19 protein-coding genes are annotated in these 23,784 nt (G+C 52.6%); 2 read left to right on the top strand and 17 right to left on the bottom strand.

The genetic code is table 11. The features are described 5' to 3' along the window. Window positions 1-654 precede the first annotated feature (654 nt). Window positions 655-2,892 carry an HtaA domain-containing protein gene (locus NXT00_RS03050; RefSeq protein WP_259158013.1) on the top strand — a complete coding sequence of 746 codons (2,238 nt, stop codon included), beginning with the start codon at window positions 655-657 and terminating at the stop codon, window positions 2,890-2,892. Between the two features lie 24 nt (window positions 2,893-2,916). Next, window positions 2,917-4,041 (top strand): hypothetical protein, encoded by a 1,125-nt coding sequence (locus tag NXT00_RS03045; protein ID WP_259158011.1) that lies wholly within the window; start codon window positions 2,917-2,919, stop codon window positions 4,039-4,041. Between the two features lie 61 nt (window positions 4,042-4,102). Here NXT00_RS03045 and NXT00_RS03040 read toward each other — a convergent pair whose 3' ends face one another. From NXT00_RS03040 to NXT00_RS02965, 17 genes are all read right to left on the bottom strand, one after another. Further along, window positions 4,103-5,383 (bottom strand): ABC transporter permease, encoded by a 1,281-nt coding sequence (locus NXT00_RS03040; RefSeq protein WP_259077329.1) that lies wholly within the window; start codon window positions 5,381-5,383, stop codon window positions 4,103-4,105. Continuing rightward, window positions 5,380-6,129 (bottom strand): ABC transporter ATP-binding protein, encoded by a 750-nt coding sequence (locus NXT00_RS03035; RefSeq protein WP_310470301.1) that lies wholly within the window; start codon window positions 6,127-6,129, stop codon window positions 5,380-5,382. The genes NXT00_RS03040 and NXT00_RS03035 overlap by 4 nt, the downstream gene beginning before the upstream one ends. 17 nt (window positions 6,130-6,146) lie before the next feature. Next, entirely contained in the window at window positions 6,147-7,988 is a 1,842-nt protein-coding gene (locus NXT00_RS03030; protein ID WP_259158009.1) for an efflux RND transporter periplasmic adaptor subunit, read from the bottom strand. Between the two features lie 202 nt (window positions 7,989-8,190). Further along, window positions 8,191-8,964 carry an enoyl-CoA hydratase gene (locus NXT00_RS03025; RefSeq protein ID WP_259158007.1) on the bottom strand — a complete coding sequence of 258 codons (774 nt, stop codon included), beginning with the start codon at window positions 8,962-8,964 and terminating at the stop codon, window positions 8,191-8,193. A gap of 237 nt (window positions 8,965-9,201) precedes the next feature. Then, entirely contained in the window at window positions 9,202-9,756 is a 555-nt protein-coding gene (gene rplE, locus NXT00_RS03020) for a 50S ribosomal protein L5 (protein ID WP_259077794.1), read from the bottom strand. Continuing rightward, on the bottom strand, window positions 9,756-10,070 hold the full coding sequence (rplX, locus tag NXT00_RS03015; RefSeq protein WP_259077336.1) for a 50S ribosomal protein L24: 315 nt from the start codon (window positions 10,068-10,070) through the stop codon (window positions 9,756-9,758). The genes rplE and rplX overlap by 1 nt, the downstream gene beginning before the upstream one ends. Before the next feature lie 4 nt (window positions 10,071-10,074). Continuing rightward, complete coding sequence (gene rplN / locus NXT00_RS03010) at window positions 10,075-10,443, bottom strand: 50S ribosomal protein L14 (RefSeq protein WP_259077338.1); 369 nt, start codon at window positions 10,441-10,443, stop codon at window positions 10,075-10,077. Between the two features lie 812 nt (window positions 10,444-11,255). Then, window positions 11,256-11,486: a siderophore-interacting protein gene (locus NXT00_RS03005; RefSeq protein WP_259158005.1), complete on the bottom strand. Its 231-nt coding sequence runs from the start codon at window positions 11,484-11,486 to the stop codon at window positions 11,256-11,258. After that, on the bottom strand, window positions 11,487-11,867 hold the full coding sequence (locus NXT00_RS09440; RefSeq protein WP_259289357.1) for a siderophore-interacting protein: 381 nt from the start codon (window positions 11,865-11,867) through the stop codon (window positions 11,487-11,489). A gap of 356 nt (window positions 11,868-12,223) precedes the next feature. Further along, window positions 12,224-14,263 (bottom strand): pentapeptide repeat-containing protein, encoded by a 2,040-nt coding sequence (locus tag NXT00_RS03000; RefSeq protein WP_259158003.1) that lies wholly within the window; start codon window positions 14,261-14,263, stop codon window positions 12,224-12,226. A gap of 328 nt (window positions 14,264-14,591) precedes the next feature. Further along, on the bottom strand, window positions 14,592-16,499 hold the full coding sequence (locus NXT00_RS02995; RefSeq protein ID WP_259158002.1) for a Rib/alpha-like domain-containing protein: 1,908 nt from the start codon (window positions 16,497-16,499) through the stop codon (window positions 14,592-14,594). A 318-nt stretch (window positions 16,500-16,817) separates the two neighbouring features. Then, window positions 16,818-17,438 carry a DUF4230 domain-containing protein gene (locus NXT00_RS02990; RefSeq protein ID WP_259158001.1) on the bottom strand — a complete coding sequence of 207 codons (621 nt, stop codon included), beginning with the start codon at window positions 17,436-17,438 and terminating at the stop codon, window positions 16,818-16,820. Window positions 17,439-17,680: 242 nt separating this feature from the next. Beyond that, a complete protein-coding gene (locus NXT00_RS02985) occupies window positions 17,681-18,508 on the bottom strand; it encodes an ABC transporter ATP-binding protein (RefSeq protein ID WP_259158000.1) in 828 nt (275 codons plus the stop codon). A gap of 59 nt (window positions 18,509-18,567) precedes the next feature. Then, window positions 18,568-19,620 (bottom strand): iron chelate uptake ABC transporter family permease subunit, encoded by a 1,053-nt coding sequence (locus NXT00_RS02980; protein ID WP_259077357.1) that lies wholly within the window; start codon window positions 19,618-19,620, stop codon window positions 18,568-18,570. Beyond that, window positions 19,617-20,618, bottom strand: a complete 1,002-nt coding sequence (locus NXT00_RS02975) for an iron ABC transporter permease (protein ID WP_259157999.1) — start codon at window positions 20,616-20,618, stop codon at window positions 19,617-19,619. Before NXT00_RS02975 ends, NXT00_RS02980 begins: the two co-directional genes overlap by 4 nt. Before the next feature lie 42 nt (window positions 20,619-20,660). Continuing rightward, window positions 20,661-21,608, bottom strand: a complete 948-nt coding sequence (locus NXT00_RS02970) for a hypothetical protein (RefSeq protein ID WP_259157998.1) — start codon at window positions 21,606-21,608, stop codon at window positions 20,661-20,663. Window positions 21,609-21,660: 52 nt separating this feature from the next. Next, complete coding sequence (locus NXT00_RS02965; protein WP_259157996.1) at window positions 21,661-23,775, bottom strand: hypothetical protein; 2,115 nt, start codon at window positions 23,773-23,775, stop codon at window positions 21,661-21,663. Window positions 23,776-23,784 lie beyond the last annotated feature (9 nt).

Below are 23,784 nucleotides of genomic sequence, written 5' to 3'. Positions count from 1 at the left end.
GTTTGAAATAACCCCTCGCAGCGAATCAGTTTTAAGCCGGCCTGCCGATCGATCCCTCCATTACGGGATGGTTGCCTATCCCCTTTGAATCTAAATCCCGACAAGCTCCTCCCTGCCAAAGGCGTGGTATGTGACCCTCGATCAAACTCGAAGCATTAGGCCAATTGAAGGGCACAAATTTTTAAAAGGGATCACTTTAACTGCTACGACTACCGAAAATGGGAAGCACCATCTGACTGGCCATAAGATGTTTTCCGTCGGCCGATACTTAGGGTCGTCTGAGCGCCAGTAATGTTGGTTAAGTAGCGGCCTTTCCTTGAGGGAAGCTTACCGCCTGCCAATTTGCAAAATAGCCCTAGGCTCTGGCTGGCTTGTGAAAAATTCTGCATCGCTATGAAAAGCCAGTCTTCTCCTTAATTGCAGCCGGAGGCTTGAGTACGGATCAACCCTCGAGATTCTTTTGCCGATACTCAGCACCGCTTCTCTTCATTTATTTTACCCCCTTGCCAAGGTTTTTTAGTTAGTTCCCATCACCTCGATTCTCCCAGCATACAGATTACCTTAGGTAACCCTAACATTTATGCTAAGTTGGAAGCGATATTCACCTTTTCTCGGTTCACCATGTTTCTTTTCCCGAAAGGCAAGCAACTCACTGTGCGACTTTTAGCAATATCACGCGCCCTTCTGATCACCAGCACCAGCCTGGTGCTCCTACCACTCCACGCAGTAGCCGCCGAAGTTCCGGTGGAAGAACTTCGCTGGGGTATTCGTACCAGCTTCAATAATTACACCGGCGGTCCAACCTTTTTAGAGGATGGGGTCACTTTTACCGATCGGACATTCCACTTCCCACTTCAGAGCTACCGTTTTGATTCCGAAACCCAGCGCACTGAGGCGCAATTCGGTGGTGAGGTTCGCTTTCGCAACTATTGTGGCACTAAGGAAAAAGCTCGAGACCTCTCGGCTACCTGCGATCTTGATATGACCCTTCGCAATCCCAAGATAGTTATCGATAACTCAGGCTCGTACCTCGAGGCCACCGTGCGCAGTAAGCAGTACCAGGATAAGAGTTACTATGCCCCGAGCGAGCCAGTAAAGATTGCTCGGCTCTCCACTGCCGGCGGTGCTTTTAAACAAGATACGGGCTATATCAATTGGGAGAATATTCCAACCACGCTCACGACCGAGGGCAATCGTATGTTCTCCGAATTCTATGAACCAGGTCAAGGGCTCGATCCGCTCTCCTTTAGTGCCAAGGGGCAGGGAGCACGGCCTGATTCTGATACTGGTTCGCTAGAGGTCATGCAGCAGAAGTGGCGCTCGCCTGCCACCTATGATCAGCACCATGGTTTGTACCAATTAGGAGATAAGGTTTTGGTATCGGTGGGTGGCCATGGTCTCTATCTCATCAATTCCGACATGAAGCAGATAGCCGAGGTGGATTTCCCATTGTCGCGCCATAATATTGCCGCGTTTGACGCCGTTCACGGCTATTTTTATTTCAGTGAATCCCCAAGCAGATTCGATCGCTTCAGCTCTGTCATTAAAAGAGTAAAGGTCACCAGTTCTGGCTTCGGGCAAATTGAACCCGTTGGCACAACCAAAGGCACTGTTTATAGCATTGGGGTGCACGATACGACTGGCGATATTATTGCCATTTCGGTGGAGAACAACCAATCATCGACCCCTACGGTGGAAAAGATCGGCCACCTCAATATTATTTCCGGCGGCGATACTCCCGCTATCAGCTCCGATATCGTCCTGCCTTCGGCGGCAGAGCTCTTTGCTACGAACGATATTGCGGGTGATAGCCCCTACGCCCCCGGTTTTGCGCCAGAGCCCATGGCCACAGTGCTGCTCAGTATGCCTGATGGCACTTTCGTTTATTCTTCGAATGCGGATATCTATCTCAATGGTGAGAATTCGGCCAAGCGCAAGGCCTTGATCAGCATTGATCCCCGCGCCCGGGAGCCTGAGGCGGTGGCAAAATTCATGCCGGGGTCACAAGAGGATAATTCCAATGAGTCGATGCCGGCTATGGCCAATAATGGGGCCGACATTATCCGCTGGAATAATTTCACCTCAGCCGGTAGCAATCAAGTTCAGCGGCTGATCTATGCCAATCGCGATGTGACGGCGGATCAAGGCTTAGCAGCACGCCCCGATCTCACAGGGTGGGCAGGAGTTAGTTGGGATAGCCAGAATCAGCCAGTCATGTTATCTGGTGAGCGTGGCCAGCTTATATGGTTCGACCCCTCAACTTTCACACCTGTCACTCATGATGGAAAAGAGCGCGTTTTTGATATTCCCAATGGGCGCGAAACCTCCAATAGGTCCCAAGGCAATTTCCTTGCGCTTGCTAACGGATCTTTTTTCGTACCCACTGTGGTGGAAAATAATACCAGCGGGATCGAGCACTATGAGCTGGTGCATATTGTCGATCCCACGCGCGAAGCTCTGAGCACCGAAACCCCAGAGGAAGCCCACCGGCGCGAAATTCGCGAATATAAGCAATTGGCATGGCAGATTTTCACCGATAGCCGCTCTCGCCTGAACGAGGCGCTAGAAAATCTCGCTGCGGTGAATAAAGCAGGCTCTGATACTGAAGTTACTGCCGCTCGTATGCGCGTCGACGAGGCACGACAAACCTATCTCGCCAGCCGCGAGAAGCTCGCTGAACTGTGGCCAGAGAAACTTCCTCAGAATGATGATCTGCTCAATCTCTCTGAGGACGAGACCCCGGCTCCTACCCCGATACCCGAAAGTGAAACCGGACTTAGTGGTGGCGCCATTGCGGGCATCATCATTGCGGTTCTTGCAGCTATTGGGCTCATTGGTGGCTTCATCGCGCAGCATCTCGGGCTGCTGGCTCAGTTCCTTCCGCGTATATAGATCTTTAAGATGAAAGGACATATCATGCACAATTATCGTCATTTATTGTCTGGTGTGGCGCTTGCTAGTGCACTAGCCACTGGCGCCGCATTGCTGCCTGCCTCTACAGCTGTCATTCCTCAGGGGATAGCTCATGAGACTAACGTTGATGGCTATGAGATAGAGACTAGTGATGCCATGCCGCATAAATACTATGTGGACAAGGCTGCTGATAGTGCCCAGTATATGGGCGAGTTGCATACTTTCCACGCCCTAAGCCAATTGCGCCACGTCTATCACACTGCTGCCTACCAGCAAAAATACGCAGATTATACGCAGCGTACCCCGAAGATGAACCAAGCCCACCAATTATCTGAGGATAATTGCTATATCGCCAAGGCTCGGTTGGGTCTTGCGATGATGAAGGTGGAAGGTGATGCTGCAGCTAGAGCTCTTGATCTCAGCAAGGTGGGCTTTGACTTCAACGAAAGTAAACGGGCACTAGAGTTGCTGCGCCAAAGCTCCACAGAGTTACTGGCCCGCCGTGATGCTCTAAAAGCGCAGGATAGCCTCGATAAGCGTATTGCTTTGATCAATAACCGCGAGAAAATCGTCTCCGATGGTGCCAACCGCCTTCGCGATATTATCGGTGACCTCGAGGCAGGCACACCTACTGCAGAGATCTCCCCGTTCGCGGTGGTTAATTACGACATTGCTCAAGGTTTTGTAGATTGCGAATTGGGCTTAAGTACCGACGCCGCGTGTCGGAAGCTCAACAATGATCGCGACGAGAAGCGCTATCCAGGCCACCCGTTAACCGACCATGCTAAGCAGTTGACTGTTACGGTCGTAGATCCGCTGGTTCCTAACACCGGTATGCGCCCCGCTATAGAGCGCGATGCCGAGACAAATCAACAGCTCTTAGAGCTGGCCTACGGAGCACTCCCGAAGGCCAATCACGATCCCGCACCTTCTCACACTCCCTCCCCAGCTCCGCAACCTCCAACGACATCTGCGCAGCCAACCCCTGACCTTGAACCTGATGAACCCGCCAATCCTCAGGATATGGGCGTTGGACGTATAGTGGGCATAGTGGTGGGGGTCATTGCTGGCCTCATCGGTTTGGCAGCGATCGTTATAGCAGCATTCAATCACTTCATCCCCCGCTAATTACTCCTCGCATACGGAATAGAACCCCCTAGGAATTTCTCCTAGGGGGTTTCTGTGGGCTCTATTCGTAGCGCAGCGCTTCGATGGGGTCTAATTTTGCAGCCTTATTGGCGGGATACCAGCCGAAGAATACTCCGATAATTAAACAGAATCCGATGGATACTAGAATGCCCCAGAGCGGAGGAGCAGTCACCCCGCCCATGAAATAGGAGCCGATCATACCCAAGATCGATCCGGTGGCAAGGCCAATAAGTCCACCGATCATACACACGACAATGGCTTCGATAACGAATTGGCGTCGGATATCGCGCCTAGTGGCACCGAGGGCTTTGCGGATACCGATCTCTCTGGTGCGCTCGGTGACGGTAATGAGCATAATATTCATTACTCCGATACCGCCCACAAAAAGCGAGATACCGCCAATCGCGGCGATGGCCGCGCTGATGGTCGAGAGGAAGGTATTGAGAATCGCCAAGCTCTGCGCCCCGTCGAAAACCCGTACGTTGTAGTCGGGGTTGTCCTGGTAATAGGATTCGAAGAAGGATGAGACTTTATCCATAAATTCCGCAGGCTCAATGCGCGGCCCTTTACGCAAAAAGATATTCTGCCAATAGTTCTCCTCACCGGTGAAGTACTCCTGGAGGGAATACGGCATAAGAGCGGCATTTCGCGGGCCGCTGATATTGAAGAGGTTTCCTTCTGCTGGTTTCTGCACGCCAATCACGCTCACACTGACGAAGCTCTCTTCGGATTCAAAATCGAGTGTGGATCCAATAGCGCGCTTAACATTTCCTTTAAAAAGCGCCTGCGCCAGCTGATCTGAAATCACCGCCACAGGACGGCTATTGGCAATATCGTCGGCCGAAATCCCGCGACCCACCTCAACCGGAATATCCCGCAAAGTAGCATAATCTTCATTCACAAAGCTAACGGTTCCGTCCGCGTCTGCTTCACCAGAGTTGAAATTACCAAAACTAGCCGATTGATCACCGATGGCAACACCGGCGAGGTCATCACCCATAACCTGACGAAGGCGCTCGATCATATCTTCGCTAATGCCATCCTCGGGGTCCTCGAGTGGTCCGAAGTAAAAATAAGCGTCTTCCCCGCCGAGCTCTTCGAGCTCTTCTTCGCTTAAAGTGGGCTGGATCTGCAGGGAGTAGTCGGCCGCACCAAGGCTGGCCAGACTGGAATTGGCATTCACTTTCAGAGCTTGCCCGAGGGTAAGAATAGCGATCACGGAAGCAATACCGATAACGACGCCTAAAAGCGTCAGCAATGAGCGCAGTTTGTTGCCGGCGATATTACTCCATGCGAGTCTCAGCGATTCAAGTACGCTCACTGGTGGTCACCTCGATTTGTGGCCCGTTGGGTTGCCTTAATCAGCTCAGGATCTCGGGGAGCCCTGGGACCGCGCAGCACTCCATCACGCATCGTGACCGTGCGGGTCGTCTCTTTAGCCAGCTCGGGGTTGTGGGTAATAAAGACTATGGTGCGCTGCTGTTCTTGATTGAGGGTATGAAATAAGTCCATCACCATGCGGCCAGTTTTGGAGTCGAGAGCACCGGTGGGCTCGTCGGCAAGAATAAGCGAGGGGTTATTAGCAAGGGCGCGGGCAATAGCGACACGCTGCTTCTGCCCACCCGATAATTCACTCGGCGCGTGCCCTGCGCGGTCGGCCATACCCACCATATCCAGTAAATGCATAGCGCGTTCTTCGCGCTCTTTGCGGGATTCACCTGCGTACATCATCGACATTTCCACATTTTGCCTAGCGCTAATGCGCCCAATGAGGTTGAAGTTCTGGAAAACGAATCCGATATGTTTACTGCGGTAGCGCGAAGCCTGATCATCGCGAAGATCGAGGACGTCCACCCCTTCGAGCAGGTATTTTCCACGTGTGGGACGATCGAGCATCCCAATGATATTCATCAACGTGGATTTACCGCACCCGGAAGCCCCGACAATGGAAACAAATTCCCCGTCAGCGACGTCGAATTCGCAATTATGCAGCACAGTCAACTCATTCTCGGTATCAGCATTGAAGGTTTTGTAGATGCCTCGCATATCAATAAGCTGCGGCGGCATACTATCGATTTGAGTCATTAATTAACCTTCTCCACTGCGACGTCATCCCCAGATTGCGCGGTGGTTGATGGTGCAGCAGCGGGGTCTTCGGCAACCTCAACCTCATCATCCACATCGGTTATGAAGCGCTGATAGTCACCTAGGATGCGATCACCCGTCTTCACCTCTCCGCCCGTGACCTCATAATCGAAGTCAAGTTCCTTACCCAGGTCGATGCGGCGCTTGCGAATAATATCGGTGCCATCCTCCTTCGCGACAACGAGCACGAAATTTCCGTCGGGACCTTTAAACACGGAGTCTTTGGATACGAGAGGGTTATCGCTGGCTTTTTCGGTAATAATTTTCGCTTTAACAGAGCTGCCTAATAGGAGGCCGTCTCGGTCGCCTATAACCTCAATTTCAATTGGAAAGGTAGGTTTGGAGGAACTAGTTTGTCCAGAACCTGCTGCTTGGGGGTTCATAGCGGTAGAGCCATCGGTGCTAGCAGCCGGTGAAATAAAGGACACGCGACCCTCAAACTTCTTATTCTCAGTAGCGGTGGTGGTGAAATCTACCTCTTGTCCTACCTTTACCTTGGAGATATCGATCTCTTTGATGGTGGAGTGGATAATGAGGCGACGGTCATCGGCCACCATCATCAAGGGACCGGTAGCCGGGGTGCCTTCTTTGGCATCTACGCGGGTGATAATTCCAGATATTGGGCTGCGCACCTCGGCGGAGGCAATATCTACTTGCAACTGCTGATTTGATGCTCCATTGGCCGCACGGCTCGCCCGCGCGGAGCGCATCGCATCATCGATAGCGGCTTGCTGGTTTTGTACCTGGTTATCGACACTGCGCTGTGCTGCGATGACATTGGTCGCAGCATCCTTCTTAGCATCAAAGGCCAGAGCTAGTTCCCGCTGGGCATTCTGAAGCTTTAGATCCACGCCCCCGAGGGTATTATTGAGTAGATTTTGCGCATCGTTGAGGTTACGCAGGCTGGCTAAGAGTCCCGCCGCATTGCTGGCAGTGGTAAGACCAGCGCCCACATAGTTCTCGGGATAGCGCTTCAGTTTCTCCTGCAGAGCTTTAACTAAGGCCTGGGTGGAGGCGATATCAGCATCGAGACGGGCTATCTCGGTGGGATCTGTGGCCAGGCCGCGTTGCGAGATCAACTGGGCCAGTTTGGTATTAAGCGCGGCTAGATCCGCGGTATCGCGGGCCTGGTCTTCTGCGCGATAGAAAATGGTGGTACTGGTGCGAGCCGCCTCAAGTGCTGAGTTTAAAACCTGGTCCCGTGCTGCCTCGACGGCTGCGGTCTGGCCGATAATGCTCGGATCATTGCCTCGATCAACCTGGGAGCGCTGGAAATCATACTCCGCCTGAGCGCGCTGATATTGAGCGTCCGCCTGGCGCAAGGCGGCTTGCGCTGCGGATATTTCCCCGTTGAGGCCATCGTTATTCAGGCCCACAAGCTGATCGTATTGGCGCTGTGCCGCTTGAATTTGGCTAATCGATGCCGCATCCTGGGCAGCTTGCTGCGCTTGTGCAGTAGCAAGCTGGCGCTCAATCTGACTGGTATCCATACGCGCAAGGATCTGGTCTACTTGGACGCGGTCGCCCACTTTGACAGATACCTTATTAACCGGTGCTGCCAGGTTTGTGGTTAGCGCCACCGAGCTTTGGGCTTCGATGGTGCCAGAGATGGATACCTTTTTTGCGTTATCTCGCTTGGAGAGCTCCTGGTAATCAGCTGCACTGATTTCCTGTTTATTGTTGGAGACATAATAGATTCCCCCGCCCGTTGCCAGGGCCAGCGCTAGTAGCACCGAACCTCCGATAAGTACGCTCTTATTTGCTACGGCTGATATGGCCACGATGACTGGCTGACCTTTCTATTGGCTCTATAAAGCGATGTCTCTTCTTATAAGTAACGCTAACAAAGGGATAGCATTCTTGACCACCCTGATTATCCAAAACGGGGTGAGGGCAAACCCTGAGTTATTGACAGTGTTCTTCTCCCCCACCCTGAGGGTTATGTCATCTGAGCGGGAGATTTACGCGCTCTAATCGGTGAGGTTACTGGTGCTTGAATTCCGGGGCGCGCTTATGAGCGAAAGCATCCATCCCCTCTTTTTGATCCGCGGTAGCAAAGAGGGCATGGAAAGTACGTCGTTCAAAAAGCAGGCCTTGCTGCAGTGTGCTCTCATAGGCTGTGTTGATCTGTTCTTTAATGAGGGAGGTTGCAATAAAAGATCGCTCTGCGATCGTGGTAGCGACCTCGAGAGCAGTATCAAGGAGATCGGCTGCGGGAACCACCCGTGCAACCAAGCCTGCGCGCTCTGCTTCCTCGGCATCGATCATTCGGCCGGTTAAACACATGTCCATCGCTTTCGCCTTGCCAACAGCCCGGCTAAGCCGCTGCGAACCGCCCATACCTGGGGTAATGCCGAGATTAACTTCTGGTTGGCCGAACTTTGCGGTATCACTAGCGATAATGAAATCGCACATCATAGCCACTTCGCACCCTCCGCCCAAGGCATAGCCGTTGACCGCGGCAATAATCGGGGTACGCGCAGAGCTTAGGCCATCCCAGCCAGAGAACCAGTTACTGAGATACATCTCAGGTGCGGATTTCGTGGACATTTCCTTGATATCCGCGCCTGCGGCAAAGGCCCGCTCACTGCCAGTGAGCACAATGGCACCGATATTTGGGTCTGCGTCGAATGTGTCTACGGCGGCAACGACCTCCTCCATGAGTTGCTTGTTTAAGGCATTGAGGGCTTTGGGCCGGTTGAAGGTAATCAGTCCGACGCGGCCATGCGTCTCAGTGAGGATGGTTTCGTAGGTCATTGCTGGCTCCTTAAAATGACGTGGGCACAATAAAAATCCCGTGTATGGGGGTTATCCTCAAGGCTAGCGTAGGAGAGCCAGTTGCCTGCAGTAATATTGACCACCTTTTACTCATCTGACTGTGAGGCGATAGGCGACGACAGGTGACGAAAAACAAAACCACCCGCTCTCGTGATTATCACAAGAGCGGGTGGGAAAGTAGTGCTGAGGCGATCTACTCGCCTCAGCACCTTATTGCTACTTCTTGAATGGGAAGCCGAGTTCACGCAGGAGAGCGCGGCCTTCATCATTGTTGGTAGCGGAAGTTACAACGGTGATATCCATACCGCGCTGGCGGTCGACCTTATCAACGTCGATCTCGTAGAACATGGTCTGCTCGGAGAGACCGAAGGTGTAGTTACCATGACCATCGAACTGCTGATCAGAGAGGCCGCGGAAGTCACGAATACGTGGCAGGGCAACAGTGAGCAGGCGATCGAGGAATTCCCACATACGGTCGCCACGCAAGGTTACGCGGGCACCGATGGGCATACCTTCACGAAGCTTGAAGTTAGCGATCGACTTCTTAGCGCGACGCAGCTCTGGCTTCTGACCGGTGATGGCGGTGAGATCTTCCAAAGCGCCGTTGATCAGCTTGGAATCGCGGGCAGCGTCGCCCACGCCCATATTGACAACAACCTTCACGACACCAGGGATCTGCATGACGTTGTCATAGGAGAACTCTTTATTGAGCTTGGTACGAATTTCCTCGCGGTAGCGGGTCTTAAGACGTGGAGTGTAATCGCTCATGATTAGATGTCCTTCCCATTACGACGAGAGATACGGACTTTTTTGCCGTTCTCATCGAGGCGGTAGCCAACGCGGGTTGGCTTGCCGTCGGAGTCGAGGACCATCACGTTGGAAACGTGAATAGGAGCTTCTTGGGTCACGATTCCGCCGGACTCTGCACCACGCTCTGGGGCAGAGTTTGCTACGTGCTTCTTGATGCGGTTAACGCCTTCAACCAAAACCTTTTCGGTCTTAGGATAAGCCTCAATAACCTTGCCTTGTGCGCCCTTATCGGGGCCGGAGATTACGACGACCATGTCGCCCTTATGGATCTTCATAAGATTAAATCACCTCCGGTGCAAGGGATACGATCTTCATGAATTTCTTATCACGAAGTTCACGAGCAACGGGGCCGAAAATACGGGTGCCCTTAGGCTCGTTATCGTTCTTAATAATCACAGCAGCGTTCTCGTCGAACTTGATATAGGAACCGTCTGCGCGACGGGTTTCCTTCTTGGTGCGAACGATGACAGCTTTGACAACCTCACCGGCTTTAACATTGCCGCCGGGGGTTGCTTCCTTGACTGTAGCGACAATTACATCGCCCAGACCAGCGAAGCGTCGGGTGGAGCCGCCGAGGACGCGGATGCACAGAATTTCACGTGCACCGGTGTTGTCGGCGACCTTCAGACGCGATTCTTGTTGAATCACTAGGGGTCTCCTTGACCTAAATTTTATGTGTGGCAGAGTTCCGGACTGACACACGCGGTCTATGTACTGCTGCCTCCATTTTCGGCCCCGAAGGGCATTCAAGCCGCCGTTGCCCCGGAATCGGGCATCGCGAGCTCAAACCTATAAAAGGCAACCCAGATAGTAAACCACACCCACCACTTGCTTTCAAGCTTGCCATTTTGGCCCCCTATTGGACTCACACCTTCATGGAGTGGCCTACGCGCAAGTCCACCATAGAGTTGGAGGTCAAAAGCGGAATCCGCCAAGTGCACCGCCATAGCTTAAGGTTAGCGTGAAGTTAGCGTGAAGTTAGCGTGAGATAGCCAATTACACCTTCGTGCTCGTCCAGGCTCTCAGACAGATACAGGAGCCAGGCGCTTAGCTCCGGCCCCCATTTGAAGTGTATCTGTGACGAACCTCGGAGCTTCTGCTGCCAAATATTAGTGGAGCTTTTCGATTGAGGCTTAAGTATCTTCCTCAGTGTGCGAAGAATCGTTCGTTATTCTCACTCTGATAATAAGCCCAGTGGGTGCTGATGTTGTGACCTCCACCGCAGAGCTTTTCTTGTTCACACCCACCGCGATGATGCCAGATACCTCCTATCTGCGAATATGACTGAGCTCTCCGTTAGTTTTTATCGTTCTAGGTATTAAGCTTCAACGTGAGAGTGAACTATCCCACCTGCTAAACCATATTTTTTCAGAACAGCCTACTCGCCCAAGGTCCGCTACCACCTCACAGCGTCAAACTCATATATCTCTGCTACTGCCCATTTCTTTACCTTTGACCCATCAGGCATGGACGTACATAGACCTTTTGTCCATCGCCACTTCTTTGAGCAGATAGCGCTTTGTGTCCAACAAAACCTTTGCCTCGCACACTAGGTGTGGGAACCACCCGTCCCAATCAAACTCCTTGGCCTCATCGAGCAGTGATTGTGAATCAGGCTGATCCCATTCGATGGCAATATTCGGATGGTCCAGCAGCGGGATTGTGCGATCACTTTTTCGCCATTCCAGCATTCACACCCTGATAGCATGATCGTCAGTCAAGCGACGAGCGAGACAATTGACGTAGGGAAATCCAGCCGCATCGGCGATGAAAATGAAACCTTTCGGCTGTGGATCAGGCAGGTCAAAGGGAGTCGAACCGTAATAGGATGCCTCAAAGGTGTCCCCGGGCTCAAAGGATTGGACCCACAAATATGCCGGCCCTGAAGGTTCGTGGATCAGGAAGTATAGAGTGAACTCACCACTGCGTTTATCAATATCGACGAGAGTATAGCCTCGCATCACTTGTTTAGTGGGTTGATCTGGATGGGCAAACCAGCAGCGAATAAAGTCTCCGCCGCATGGTTGGCACTGCCGAATGAAATCCGGGGAGCTTACCCGTACAGCCTTCATTGTGGGACTGTGGTCCCAGATTCGTAAAACTGTGCACGTAAAATTTTCTACTCGTAGGACCCTCATGATGAGCCCGTACATACTTTTACCTACCTTAGACGCCCCTGCTTAATCTTCTGCTTCGCCGGATTCCTTATATCTACGGTCACCATAGCAATAAAAGACCTCGAGGCTAAGGCTTACCTCAATTATACGACTTTGAGTGGGCTTGTTCGATCACTCATAGTGTGCGCATCCACGTCTCGAGGGGCCTACGTCCGTGGCGCACGCGATCGCAACACAATGCTGCATCCTTATTTGTTGTGGCATGAGGATGCAGCATGAGCTTTTAGGAGCACGAGCGTTCGATAAAAAATCTAGCGGTAGGATTTGAGGCTGTCCGGCCATTGGGCGTCGTTGAAAACCAAGTACTCTACAACGGGATCAACCTCGAAGACTGGAGGATCACTCACTTCAATTTCAGCAGAATCAAAGCTGGATCCGGTCTCCATCCGAGTAGGTGCCTCTTCAGAGCCGAAAGAGGCCGTGCCTTTAAAGCGAGCCCCTTCGAACTGTGCATCCTTATAAAAGGTAGCTGCATCGAAGATGCTCTCTGCGCTAAAAGTTGCGCCATTAAAGCCAGAGTGGGCATCAAAGGAGGCGTCACGGAAAGAAACCTTCTGGTAGAAGACCGAGTTTAAGAACCATACGCCCTTGGCAAAGCGTGCCCCGTCAAAGATGGTTTCGCCACCGAAGGTGGTGTACTGGAAGTCAGTATGCCCGGTGAACGTGGACGAAACGAAGCTCGCCTTATCGTTGATTTTCGCCTCACCAAAGAAGGTATCGCCAGCAAAGGTCACCCCGCTCAACCACAGATCCTTCTCAAAGCGGGCTCGGGAGAAATTCACATTTCCCCGGAATTGGGCGTTATCGAATCTCACGTCCTCAGTGAAATTAGCCCCGCCGAACCACGCTCCTTGCCTGAATACGGTATGGAAGAAGGAGGCCTCAGCGAGGAATTGGGCATCTGTGAATACGGGATCAACATCGAAAGATGCGTAGTTGAATACAGCTGGGCGAGTAAATGTGGCCCCGCTGAAATCTGCCACCGAATCAAAAGATGCCTGACTGAGATCAACCTCAGAGATGAAATAGGCGTGGCGGAAATCGAAACGGCAATCGGACCAGAGCTGTTCTATTGGCTTGAGCTGCTTCTTCCCCGCTGCAGTTTCGAGGCCACTAGCAGAAACTAGATGCTCGGAGAATACGCCGAAGATCGTTGACTCAACAGCACGCTCTCCATCGGTATCGTCTCCGCGATGACTGCGCAAATAACCACACAAGATATCCACCACTCGCTGTTTATAAGAGCCACCTCGGATATCAGCAACATCTGCAAGGGTATAGATGCCGGCAATGCGAACCTGCGGGGAATCTGAACCTAATTTTTCCATGGCCTCATCGAGACGGCGATCGGTACTCAAACCGTCCTCGGCCAGCTGATTAGTCGCAGAATCGCGGCGCTCCCAATATCGAAAAACGAAATAGGCGCTAGCAACCAGCGCAATAATGGCGTATTTGAAGGTTTCGACTTGAGTAAGAGCCGCAAATTGGTAGTTGGATGCAAGATCTCCCAGCCAGAGCGAGGCCAGTGTGGCATAAAGAAATAAAACGATGACGAGCGAAACTGCGAGCGCACGCAGCACGGATTTATTGGACCAGTGCTTAAGCGCACCCCAAACGTTGGCGATCTCGCGTCCGATTGTGCGCACCAGGGCAGCCATGCGCACCTTATAACTCGGCCAGTTCTTTTGAAAATTTTCGGAGGAATCCTGTAGCTTCTCACTCGCTTCCTGGAATTTTTCGCCTGCCTCGAGCTTTACTTTCTCCGTAGCTTCGGTGAGTTTAGTGGAAGTTTCCTTGAATTTTTCGCTCGCTCCCTCCCTCACCTTTTCTGTGGTTTCGGTGAACTTGGCGGAAGTTTCTTGGAATTTCTCTGTTGCCCCCTCTTTGACTTTTTCTGAAGCTTCAGAGAACTTCTCTGAGGCCTCGTGGAGTTTCTTAGCACCCTCTTGTTTGACAGCATTCAGCTTTTCTTGGGTAGCGGATTGCTGTTGTCCCTCTTCCACGACGCCAGCGTCGAGCTCCTGCTCAATATCGGGTTTTTCTACCTCGACATCTGCGCTCAGCGCCTGATCGTTGTTTACAACCTGCGCCGGGTCAGTACCCTCCTCTGGGGTGTCCAAGGCTTTTAGTTCCACGGTAATGTCACCGTCAATATCAGTTTCTACTGCGGTCACCGTATAGTGGTCCGCCTCAGTATCGGTAGCCTCGAGCGGGGTTTCTGACTCGGGAGTGATTGAGATATCTGCTGGTGTTTTCTGCTCTGGATATTCTTCGCCTGTGTCTTGAGCCATGAGGTCCTCTTTTGTTGGGGGAGAAAATTCTGATACCTCACGATTTTACCGCTCACAGCCATATTCTGCGCCCGAATAAATACGGAAGCAGGCTAACTACTAACCAGCGCCTAGGAGATAGGCATGCTCAATCCAAGGCATATAGGGAATTGAACAACACTCTGTCGGCTGGCTCACTATCCAATCCGCCCGCGAGAATAAGGTCGGTGAAGTTAAGCCCGGCTGGTTTTCGCCTTAATATATTTGGTAGCGACGGGGTGGGCCACAACCAACCCCATCGCTTTCTGGCACGTCGTTTCCAACAGGCCCCGTGGGCTGAGCCCCTTTTTTAGGAACTCATTCGATCAGCTAGGGTGGGTCCGTCGCAGGTGGCTGGTGTGAATAGCAAGCTGATAAGCCCTGATACCGCCGTCAGTACTGCTAGTCCGCCACGGTTGGCCCGCAAAAAATTACGAACGTCACGGACAAGCGGGTTGTTCTTCTCTAATCGTTCATCTCGTGGAATGTGGACGAACGGCAATGCCGCGGCTAGCCCCAATAATATGGTCACAAGCGCTGGCATGATGATATGAGGATGGGCGGTACACTTGCCTTCCCCGTTGTTGTCACTTGAGCCCTTCTTCGGGCTTTCAGGCACAGGTTCCTTGGAGTTAGTTGGTGTTGGCTCTGCGGTCGGTGTGACACTAGAGGTCGCTGATGTGGTTGGTGCGGGCGAGGCGCTCGAGGTCGCTGTAGCGCTTGGAGCAGGCGTCGCAGTAGGCGTGGTTGTGGAGCTTGGAGCAGCCGTAGCGGTGGGCGTAGCGCTAGGTGTAGTAGATGTACTGGGGGATGGTTCTACAGTCGGAGTCGTAGTGCTGCTCGGAATCGGTGGAATAGCGGTTCCTGACGATGGCGTCGGCAGCGCACTCGGAGCTGGGCTTAACGTTGGAGTGGAGGTGGTGCTGGTAACAGGGGGCACAATCGCCTTACCGAATACCTGCAGCTTCAGCGGCACCTCCTTCTCATCACCAGTAGCCGTGGTGACAACTACCATCAAGTCCTTCGTCACACTGACGATATCTCTGGGTGGATTGACTGTGACAGTTCCTGTTGCCTCATCAATGGTGATCCACGAGTCGACATTATTCTTAAACGTGAATGTCGTCTGGGCTGGTGGCGCTGAGATTACTGTTGGTTCGATAATAAGTGTCTCTCCAGCTTGGACAACACGATCGTTATAGCTGAGTGAAAACTCTTGCTTTTTCGGCAGGATAATGACGGGAATGACGGCCTTACCGGAATATCCTTCCACCTCTTGTAAATTATCCCTGTTCCGGCCAGCACCTGGGCGAGAGGGATCTGAGAGATGGCGGGTCACGAAAGCAAATTCTAAGTAGTCACCTTGTGGTGATGGGACGTACTCGGGCCCGACTGCGACATCGAACTGACTAGTTCTATGACCCGAGATACCACGAAGGGCCGAGTGAGTGACCACTACATCGTCGAGAATATTATTGGGTGTACCGTTATCAAATGCCTTTATATAGTCGGCGCTATTAGACTTATCCGCCTCGCTGTAATAAGTGAAATACGGGACGGTGTTCGCACCATTACCTGTGATTCCCGCTTGATCGGTATCATCATTAGCTACCCATGGAGTGTAATAATCAAAGTTTGCATAACCGCTAATGGGCGCTGTATGCGTCTGTGCAAAAACCGAAGGGTAGCACACTCCCGGGCCGTTGAGCACGACGGGTGTCGTGATCGCGTAGTTGACCTTGTCATTTGGCTTATTCTGCACGAAGCCATAGGGATCGTTGAAGAGCTTGATATGGCGGTGTCCGTCCCTTATTTGCCCCTCCACCGTGTCTCTGGGTACGACTGAATACTCTTCTTTCTCATTGCCTACCTCAATTGGCTCGCAACCCGAAAAATTACCCTTATATATCTGCGACTCATCGTAGCGATCAGGATTGCTGATGTGCAGCGCACCTTCTAGGTACTCGCGGCCGTTAATTAGCGAGAATAACTCCAGGTTCTCTGGGATACGATCGCGTGCATCAGGCATATATTTGATATTGAGTTGGGTCGGAGTCGTGAAACGTCCGACCTTGTCGCCGAAGGAGATGTCCTTGACCTGTGAAATTGTCTTAATATCGAAATCATTGGCATAGCTAGGTATGGCTGTCAACCCGGCAAGCATGGATATAGCGGTCACAGAGGCAATTGCTCCGCGCCTGATGTGGTGTTGTGTCACTCGACACTTTCCTCTCGTTAGGAAGGTCATAAGAAAACCTTGTGAGATTTCTCACCTTATGCGACGAGGAGTCTGCGTGTCAATAGAAAAATATGGAAAGCTTACCGCATCTATGCTGCATACCTGATATTTTTACTCGTTTGCGTTCAAGGAAATTTTTCACTCACGGGGTTGAGTGCTACGGCAGCCTTTATATATATGCGATCCTCGCTAATGGGTCCTATCTCAACACTCACCACACCAGCCGATGGGAAAAACGCCCTCTCTAAGTACAAAGGTGAGGGCGTTTTTCTACAGTCTGCTCTGGCCTACTCCAGACTACTTCCAGGTTACGGTAACTTCGTAGTCTTCCTTGTCTGTATGAAGGAGCAGGGATTTAATATGAGTATCGAGGAGCTGCTCAACGCGCTCCCCGGCGCGCTTGAGGATGCCATGCTCAATGGCCTGAGTTTCTGCCGCTTTACCTTCGACAGTAAGGAAACGGGTCATATCGTCCACGCTGAGCTGGTTGAGGGGATTGTAGCTTTGATCGTAAACAATCACACTGTCGGGGTCGATCTTGGAGTCGATGATTTCTACGCGCGGTACTTTCAACGTGACCTTCTTCGTGTTTTCACTCATATCAATAGCGATCTGGCTGAAGTCTTTGACCCCCGCTTTAACGGTGCCGTCGTAGGTAATGAGAAAATTCTTGCCCGTAAGTGGAACCGTCAGGCCGTAGATCTGGTGGCCTTCATCTGCAAATTTGCCCACATTGGTAAAGGTATATTCCTCCACAGCTAATTCCGCTATATCTTTGAAAGATGCGGCGATGCCGGTAGACGTTATGGTGGGTTCTTTTTGTCTGAATACCTGGCTTTGTGCATAAAAGAAGGCGGAACCCACAATAAGGAGCAATGTTAAAAGTGCTAAGCCGAGACCTATGAAAAAGCGGCGCATATGAATCCCCGATATTCTTTCTTTTTCTTGTGCGCCATAGCAGACGCGAATAAGGACACAGTACTGGCACAGTATTACTGAGACTGCAGTTAAACTTGAATTCCATATTACATACGCTTTATATCCGATTTCGACCTACGATAATCGACCATAAAATGAGCGGGCCTTAATGTGCGAGATCTTAAAGTGCCAGTGATGCTGCTCCTTGCACGCCATCTGGTGTACCCCTTGCTTGCTAGCTCCTATGTGAGGCGAGGAACCACGATTGGGCGCCCACTCTCGGGATCTTTCACCAACCTGCAGTCCAGTTCATATACGCGCTTAATGAGCTCTTCGGTCACCACGTCTTCAACGGGTCCAGTGGCTTGAATTGCTCCGTCTTTCATCACAATTAAATGTGTGGCGTAACGAAAAGCCAAGGTTAGTTCATGGAGGACCATGACTACCGTCACACCGTGGCGCTGCAAATCGCGAGCGAGGTTGAGCACTTCCACCTGGTGGGTGATATCCAGATAGGTGGTGGGTTCGTCAAGGAGCACTATGGGAGTGTCCTGGGCGAGCACTAAAGCAAGCCAGACTCGCTGGCGCTGACCACCAGAGAGTTCGTCGATACGCTTCTCGCGTAAATCGAGAACGTGGGCACGGCGCATCGCACTTTCTACCGCTTTTTCGTCAGCTTTGGTCCAGCGACCTAGGATATCTTGGTGCGGATAACGTCCACGTGCAATCAGATCGGCCACCACGATCCCATCGGGGGCCACTGGGCTCTGCGGCAGAAGACCCATCTTCCTGGCCACCTCTTTAGCCCCCAAGGAATAAATATCTGCTCCTTCTAGAAGGATGGATCCTTGGGAGGGGATGACGCGCACCAGCGAGCGCAACAGGGTGGACTTACCGCATGCATTGGGGCCAACGATAACGGTCAGTTCACCACGGGGAATAGTTAAAGTGAGATGAGAAATAATGGAATGAGATCCGTAACCAACGGATAGCTCACGCACTTGGAGGGCGCTATCCTTTGCGCTCGGTTGCCCTTCCTCGAAGATTTGCTGTTGATAATTCACGCTCATTGCCTCTTTATATAGATCGCCACTCTCATGGATAATTCTTTTGTCATCGTGCCGTCTGTCTAGGTGCGCCATTGTTGCACCAACAGCCAGATAAGATAGACCCCACCCAATAGTCCTGTGACGACTCCCACGGGTAATTGGGTGGGGGCAAAGAGCCGCTGGGCCAACAAATCGGAGACCATCACGAGGACAGCGCCCATGAGTGCAGCATTACCCATGCCCACCCCAGAACTGCGACTCATGCGCCGAGAGATCTGCGGGGCCGCGAGGGCGACAAAGGAAATGGGGCCAGCCACCGCAACAGCAAGCGCGGTTAAAAGGACACCCACCGCAATTAGTTGATTGCGTCGCACTTCCACCCGCACACCTAGCCCTGTTGCTAGTTCATCTCCACTGATGATGATGCTCAAGGGCCGGCTTAAGAAAAATGCTATGGGAATCAAGGTACCCATAGCTAGCGCAGCAACGCTCACATCGGACCAGGTTGTGGCGTTAAACGAACCCGCCAACCACTGCGCAGCAGTTTGAGCAGCGCTCAGGGAGGCCTTAACGATCATAAGTCCATTGAGGGCTTGCAGAATCGAGGCCATACCAATACCAACAAGGACCAGCCGAATGGCAGAGAGTTTTTTATGCTGCCTAGCAAGCAGATACACAATGCTTGCGGTGGCAACTCCACCCATCGCGGCTCCTACGGCAATCGCGGCCGGGGAGGCCGCAAAGAGAGTGATCATCAAAACCGCACCGGTAGCGGAGCCCACAGTAAAGCCGATGATATCGGGACTACCTAGGGGGTTGCCAGAGAGCTGCTGGAAAATACATCCCGACACTCCCAGACCTGCACCCACTAAAGTGGCGGCAATCACACGTGGCAGACGTTGATCGCGGACGAAGAATTGTCCCAACGGATCCTCGCTCATGCCCACGAGGTTAGCGACCGTTTCACTATAACTCATGGGGTATTCCCCCAAGCTCAGCGCGCCTATCATAGCGGTGGCAATCACCGCAGCAAAGATGGTGCCGACAATTACGGATCGTTTCTCTAACCGAATTCCCTTAAGGGTATAAAACCGGGCATCGGATCGAGTTGGTGCTATCGCTGGCGTACTCATGAGAATGTCTCCAGATTCTTGCCCCGTACAATATAAAGGAATACTGGGCCACCGACGAGTGCGGACATAATTCCAGTTTGGATCTCCAAGGGGGCCACGACCAGACGCGCTGCGATATCGGCAAAGAGTAAGAATACTGGTGCCGCCACGACGCAGGTTGGGATCACAAGACGTTGATCCGCCCCACAGATAGCGCGTGCCATATATGGAACTGCGAGGCCAACAAACATAATGGGGCCGACCGCGGCTGTTGCGGCTCCACATAGGAAGGTCACAGAGATCACGACGAGAGTTCGAGTAAGCCCCACCTTTACACCGAGAGCTTTACCAGTTTCTTCCCCGAGGCTGAGAGCGTTCAGCGACGGTGCGACGAGCAAAGCAAGGAATAGGCCGAGAGCGATCATCCAGCTGATTGTGAGCAGCACATCCACCCCCCGCCCTTCAACGGATCCCGCTGCCCAGAACCGAAATTCATTAAAGGCATTCTGGTTGCTCAATAAGATCATTTGAACAAAGGCAGAAATAGCCATCGATATGGCCACACCAGCTAGTGTCAACCGGGCGGGGCTGACTGAGGCGCGCCCTACCCCACCGAGAACGTAGACACCGATACTGGCTAGTACCGCACCGATGAGTGAAAGCCAGATATAGCTGCCAATCCCTTGAATACCCAAAAATGCTACCCCGGTGACCACGGCCAGGGAGGCACCGGCATTGATGCCCAAGATGCCTGGATCAGCGAGCGGATTGCGGGTTAAGGCTTGCATGAGTGCTCCGGCCACACCGAGTGCTGCACCCACGAGCATCACCACGAGAGTGCGCGGAATTCGTTGATCGATCACAACGGTACGACTGATGGTATCTCCGCGCCCTGATAGCGCCTCGATGACTGCACTTAAGCTCAGAGGATTGGAACCCAGCGCTAAGGAAGCAAAAACCATGAAGACTAGCGCAGCAACGAGGAGCAGAAAACTCAGTCGCCGCCTATGCCTCGTCATAGATATCGCCATATAGCCATAGAGGGGAACGAGATCGCATATTTATTGACGCCTTTGAACCACGAGCCACGCATTAATTGCAGTCATGCCAACAAGGAGGATCGCCAGGCCAACAAAGAATCCCACATATGGGGCCGATGGAGAGCTGCCATTCGCTGCAGCTTGTGCCACATTTTGTTGCTGCTGCTTTTTCTTATCGAAGATTCCAGTGTTGGCAGGTGCTGAGGCTGCGGAGCCGGCGGCATGAGTATCTCCCGAAAACTCAGGGCGCGCAGCGGAATTATCCAGGTTCTGTGGGGCCTGGGCAGCTTGATTAGGCGAAGCCGCTTGAGCGGGGGCATCGACGTACTCGTCGACATAGACTACTTCTTCTCGAGGCTGCGCAGCTTGGCGATTACGTCCACCTGGTTGGGCGGATGCGCGATCTGAATTTCTTGATTGCCCCACGCGCCCCCGGGCGCTTTGGGTGGGGGTGGACTGAGTATTTTGATTAGTAGCGGGTGTCTCTACGGTGGCGGTGACTGTGAAGTAGGAATTGCCCACGCTGGTATAACCTAGGTTTTTCGTTCCTTCGGTGGCTAGATAGCGTAGGTAGTGCCCTCCGGGGGGCAGATCACATGGCACCGAGATGGAGCCTGAGGCGGTACCGCTACTATCGATCTTTTGTCGTGCGATCACACCTTGACCTTGGACGCTCGCATCACCGCCGAAGCCACGCCCGTCATCGATCTTGATATTGACCACTTCACCTGCGGGGTACCCGTTGACTTGGTAGCTCAGCGTCCCGCACTGTTCCACCACAGAGGGGGAAACCGAGGAGGATGTCCCTGGCGTATCAGGTCCTGCACCTCCTGGCGGGATCGCAAGAGCAGTAGGCAGGGCCACGGATACGATACCGCCTGTAACAGCAAGCACACTTACGCCCCAGCGCACTAGGCGGATACGAGATGAGGTGACACAGTGGGGTACAACAGGGAAGATTGAATTCATAAGATATGTACACGTCCTTTTCGGCTCCAAGTTGATAGGTGAATTGCGATGGTTAGGCATGTTTTCTGCCCGCAGTCAATGAAACTCCTGCTGCAGTCAAAGCAGTGACGATGAGCGAGGCGAGGATTAACACCCAGTCGGTGGGGCCCATGAGCCCGTTAGCTTTAATGACTGGGCGAATGGTATCTGCTTGCGCATTCTGAGGAGCTAGGTCTTGTTGCTGAGCTTCAAGACTTGCAGAAGAACCAAGCCCGAGATCGAGCCATCCAACCAGATTCCCGCCGCGATCGCTGAGGCTGATGGCATAGTCACCATCGGGCAACCCGCTGGTATCCAGATAGACAGTTCCTGACTGATCTACCTGTACCCAGCCGGCGTCGATAGGTTCTTGGCCTGGAAGATCGGGGTAGACATATAGATTCGCCCACTGTCCCGTCCATAAATCTGGAACCTTGATGGCTAGTTGCTCCCCCTCAACAGTGCCGGTGACATTGCCGGCATTCGAGAAATTCAATTCACCGATGCTTGTTACAGGTGGATCTACTGGTGATATTGGGCGGCTGTCGTAGCTCGGACCTTGTACCCTGTTCGTTGCCGTTGTGGGGGCCACTAAGCTACGGCGACGCACGATTCGGCGAGTAATGATCTCCTGCTCAGTTTCATCTGCACCAGCCGTATCACCCTGTGTGGCTTGATCCTCGTTATTATCTTGTTCATTGGGGGCAAGGAATTGAGTGTCGATGGTTTTTTCCAAGGTGGTCAGGCTGTTATTGAGAAGTCCTAATTCCCTAGCGATAACTCCATAAGCACTGGTTGGGGCGGTGGTTGTTGTCGTGGAGCTGATCGCTTTGAACTCATAGTCAACCCAGCCAATAAGCTCACCGCGCTGACCACGATTGCCATTTTGTACCACAAATTTCAACGGTCCCTCGGGAATGTCCTCGTTATTAGGCAGCAGTACACTCCTGGTATCGCTGAGTCTAAACCACTGATCTTTCCACGGAATTCTGGGGGAACCATCGGGGAGGTAGGTGGAAATATACACCCAATCCTCAGGCTGTCCCTCAGGTACCTCGATAATGAGGTCGGTATCGAAGGGGCGAATAGACACCCCGGCGCGATTAGCGGGTATCAGATCGGCCTTGTAATCAATAGGATCAGGGACTCCGTTGGGGCTGTACTCACCGTTGATAAAAGTCAGCGGAATGGACCGAGATATATCGCCACTTTGGAGAGAACCTGATAATACGTTGAGGGTGTGTTCCCCCTCGCTGAGCGGAGTGGGGGTTCCCCACTGCCCGCGGGTGTCTTCAGGCAGCCGCACGCGGTGTGAGAAGCTGCCGTCTGCGTCATTTGTGACAACGATATCCCATACAGTGAGGTTGGGGTGCACCGCAAATTCTTCGAAGTGTTTGATGCCACCGAAGTTAAATTTGATAACAACACGAGCTCCGCCGCCGTTGGGCAATGTATTGCAAAAACCGCGCCCTTCGACCAGCAGCGTATTATTCTCGTCGGGAAATTCCGAGACTATAGCCTCCGGAGAGGCGACAGGTGACTGGCAGGTGGGCTTATCAGATGGTGGCGCAATCCACTGCTGCCCCTCCACCCGAAGCGACGGGGTGACCACGGTTCGGGAAGTATCTCCCTCGACGAGACCAGAAGCGAAGTTAATCGTGAGCATCTGACCCGGGCTGAGATTGAGGGGAAGAGTTTGGGTGACATCAAAAGAACCATCCGGGTCGGCTACGAATTGCCAGAAGATCGTTCGATCTTTGACACCACTTTTGGGGTGGGAGAAGACATCGTCTGGGTCCGGATTGCCGGTATCTGGGCCACCGCGCTGGTACTGGGCAACTACTCCGTCTTTCAGATAATTCAATTTCACCGTAATAGTGGAACCGGTCCCTGCTTGGTTGGTCCACCCTGAACCCTTGATGCGTAGTTTGTCGCCAGATGTGGCATCTCTTTGTACGCTGAGCTGAGCATCATCGACGTCAATATCGATGTACTCGCTCTCGGCCTCGGCATCACTTACTGGCGTAGCCGTGGTTGATTCTTCATTGGCATAGGCCCATTGTGCTGGCGCGATGAGAGCAATAAGCCCTACGCTAAGCCCTACGCTAAGCCTCAGTGCTGCGCTGCGGTAGATAGAAGTGTGAGTCATTATGGTCAT

It is taken from the genome of Corynebacterium sp. ES2715-CONJ3 (assembly GCF_024814365.1).
Taxonomy (GTDB): Bacteria; Actinomycetota; Actinomycetes; order Mycobacteriales; family Mycobacteriaceae; genus Corynebacterium.
The sequence above is the reverse complement of the archived record's forward strand: the minus strand, read 5'-3'. Positions and strand labels throughout refer to the sequence as shown.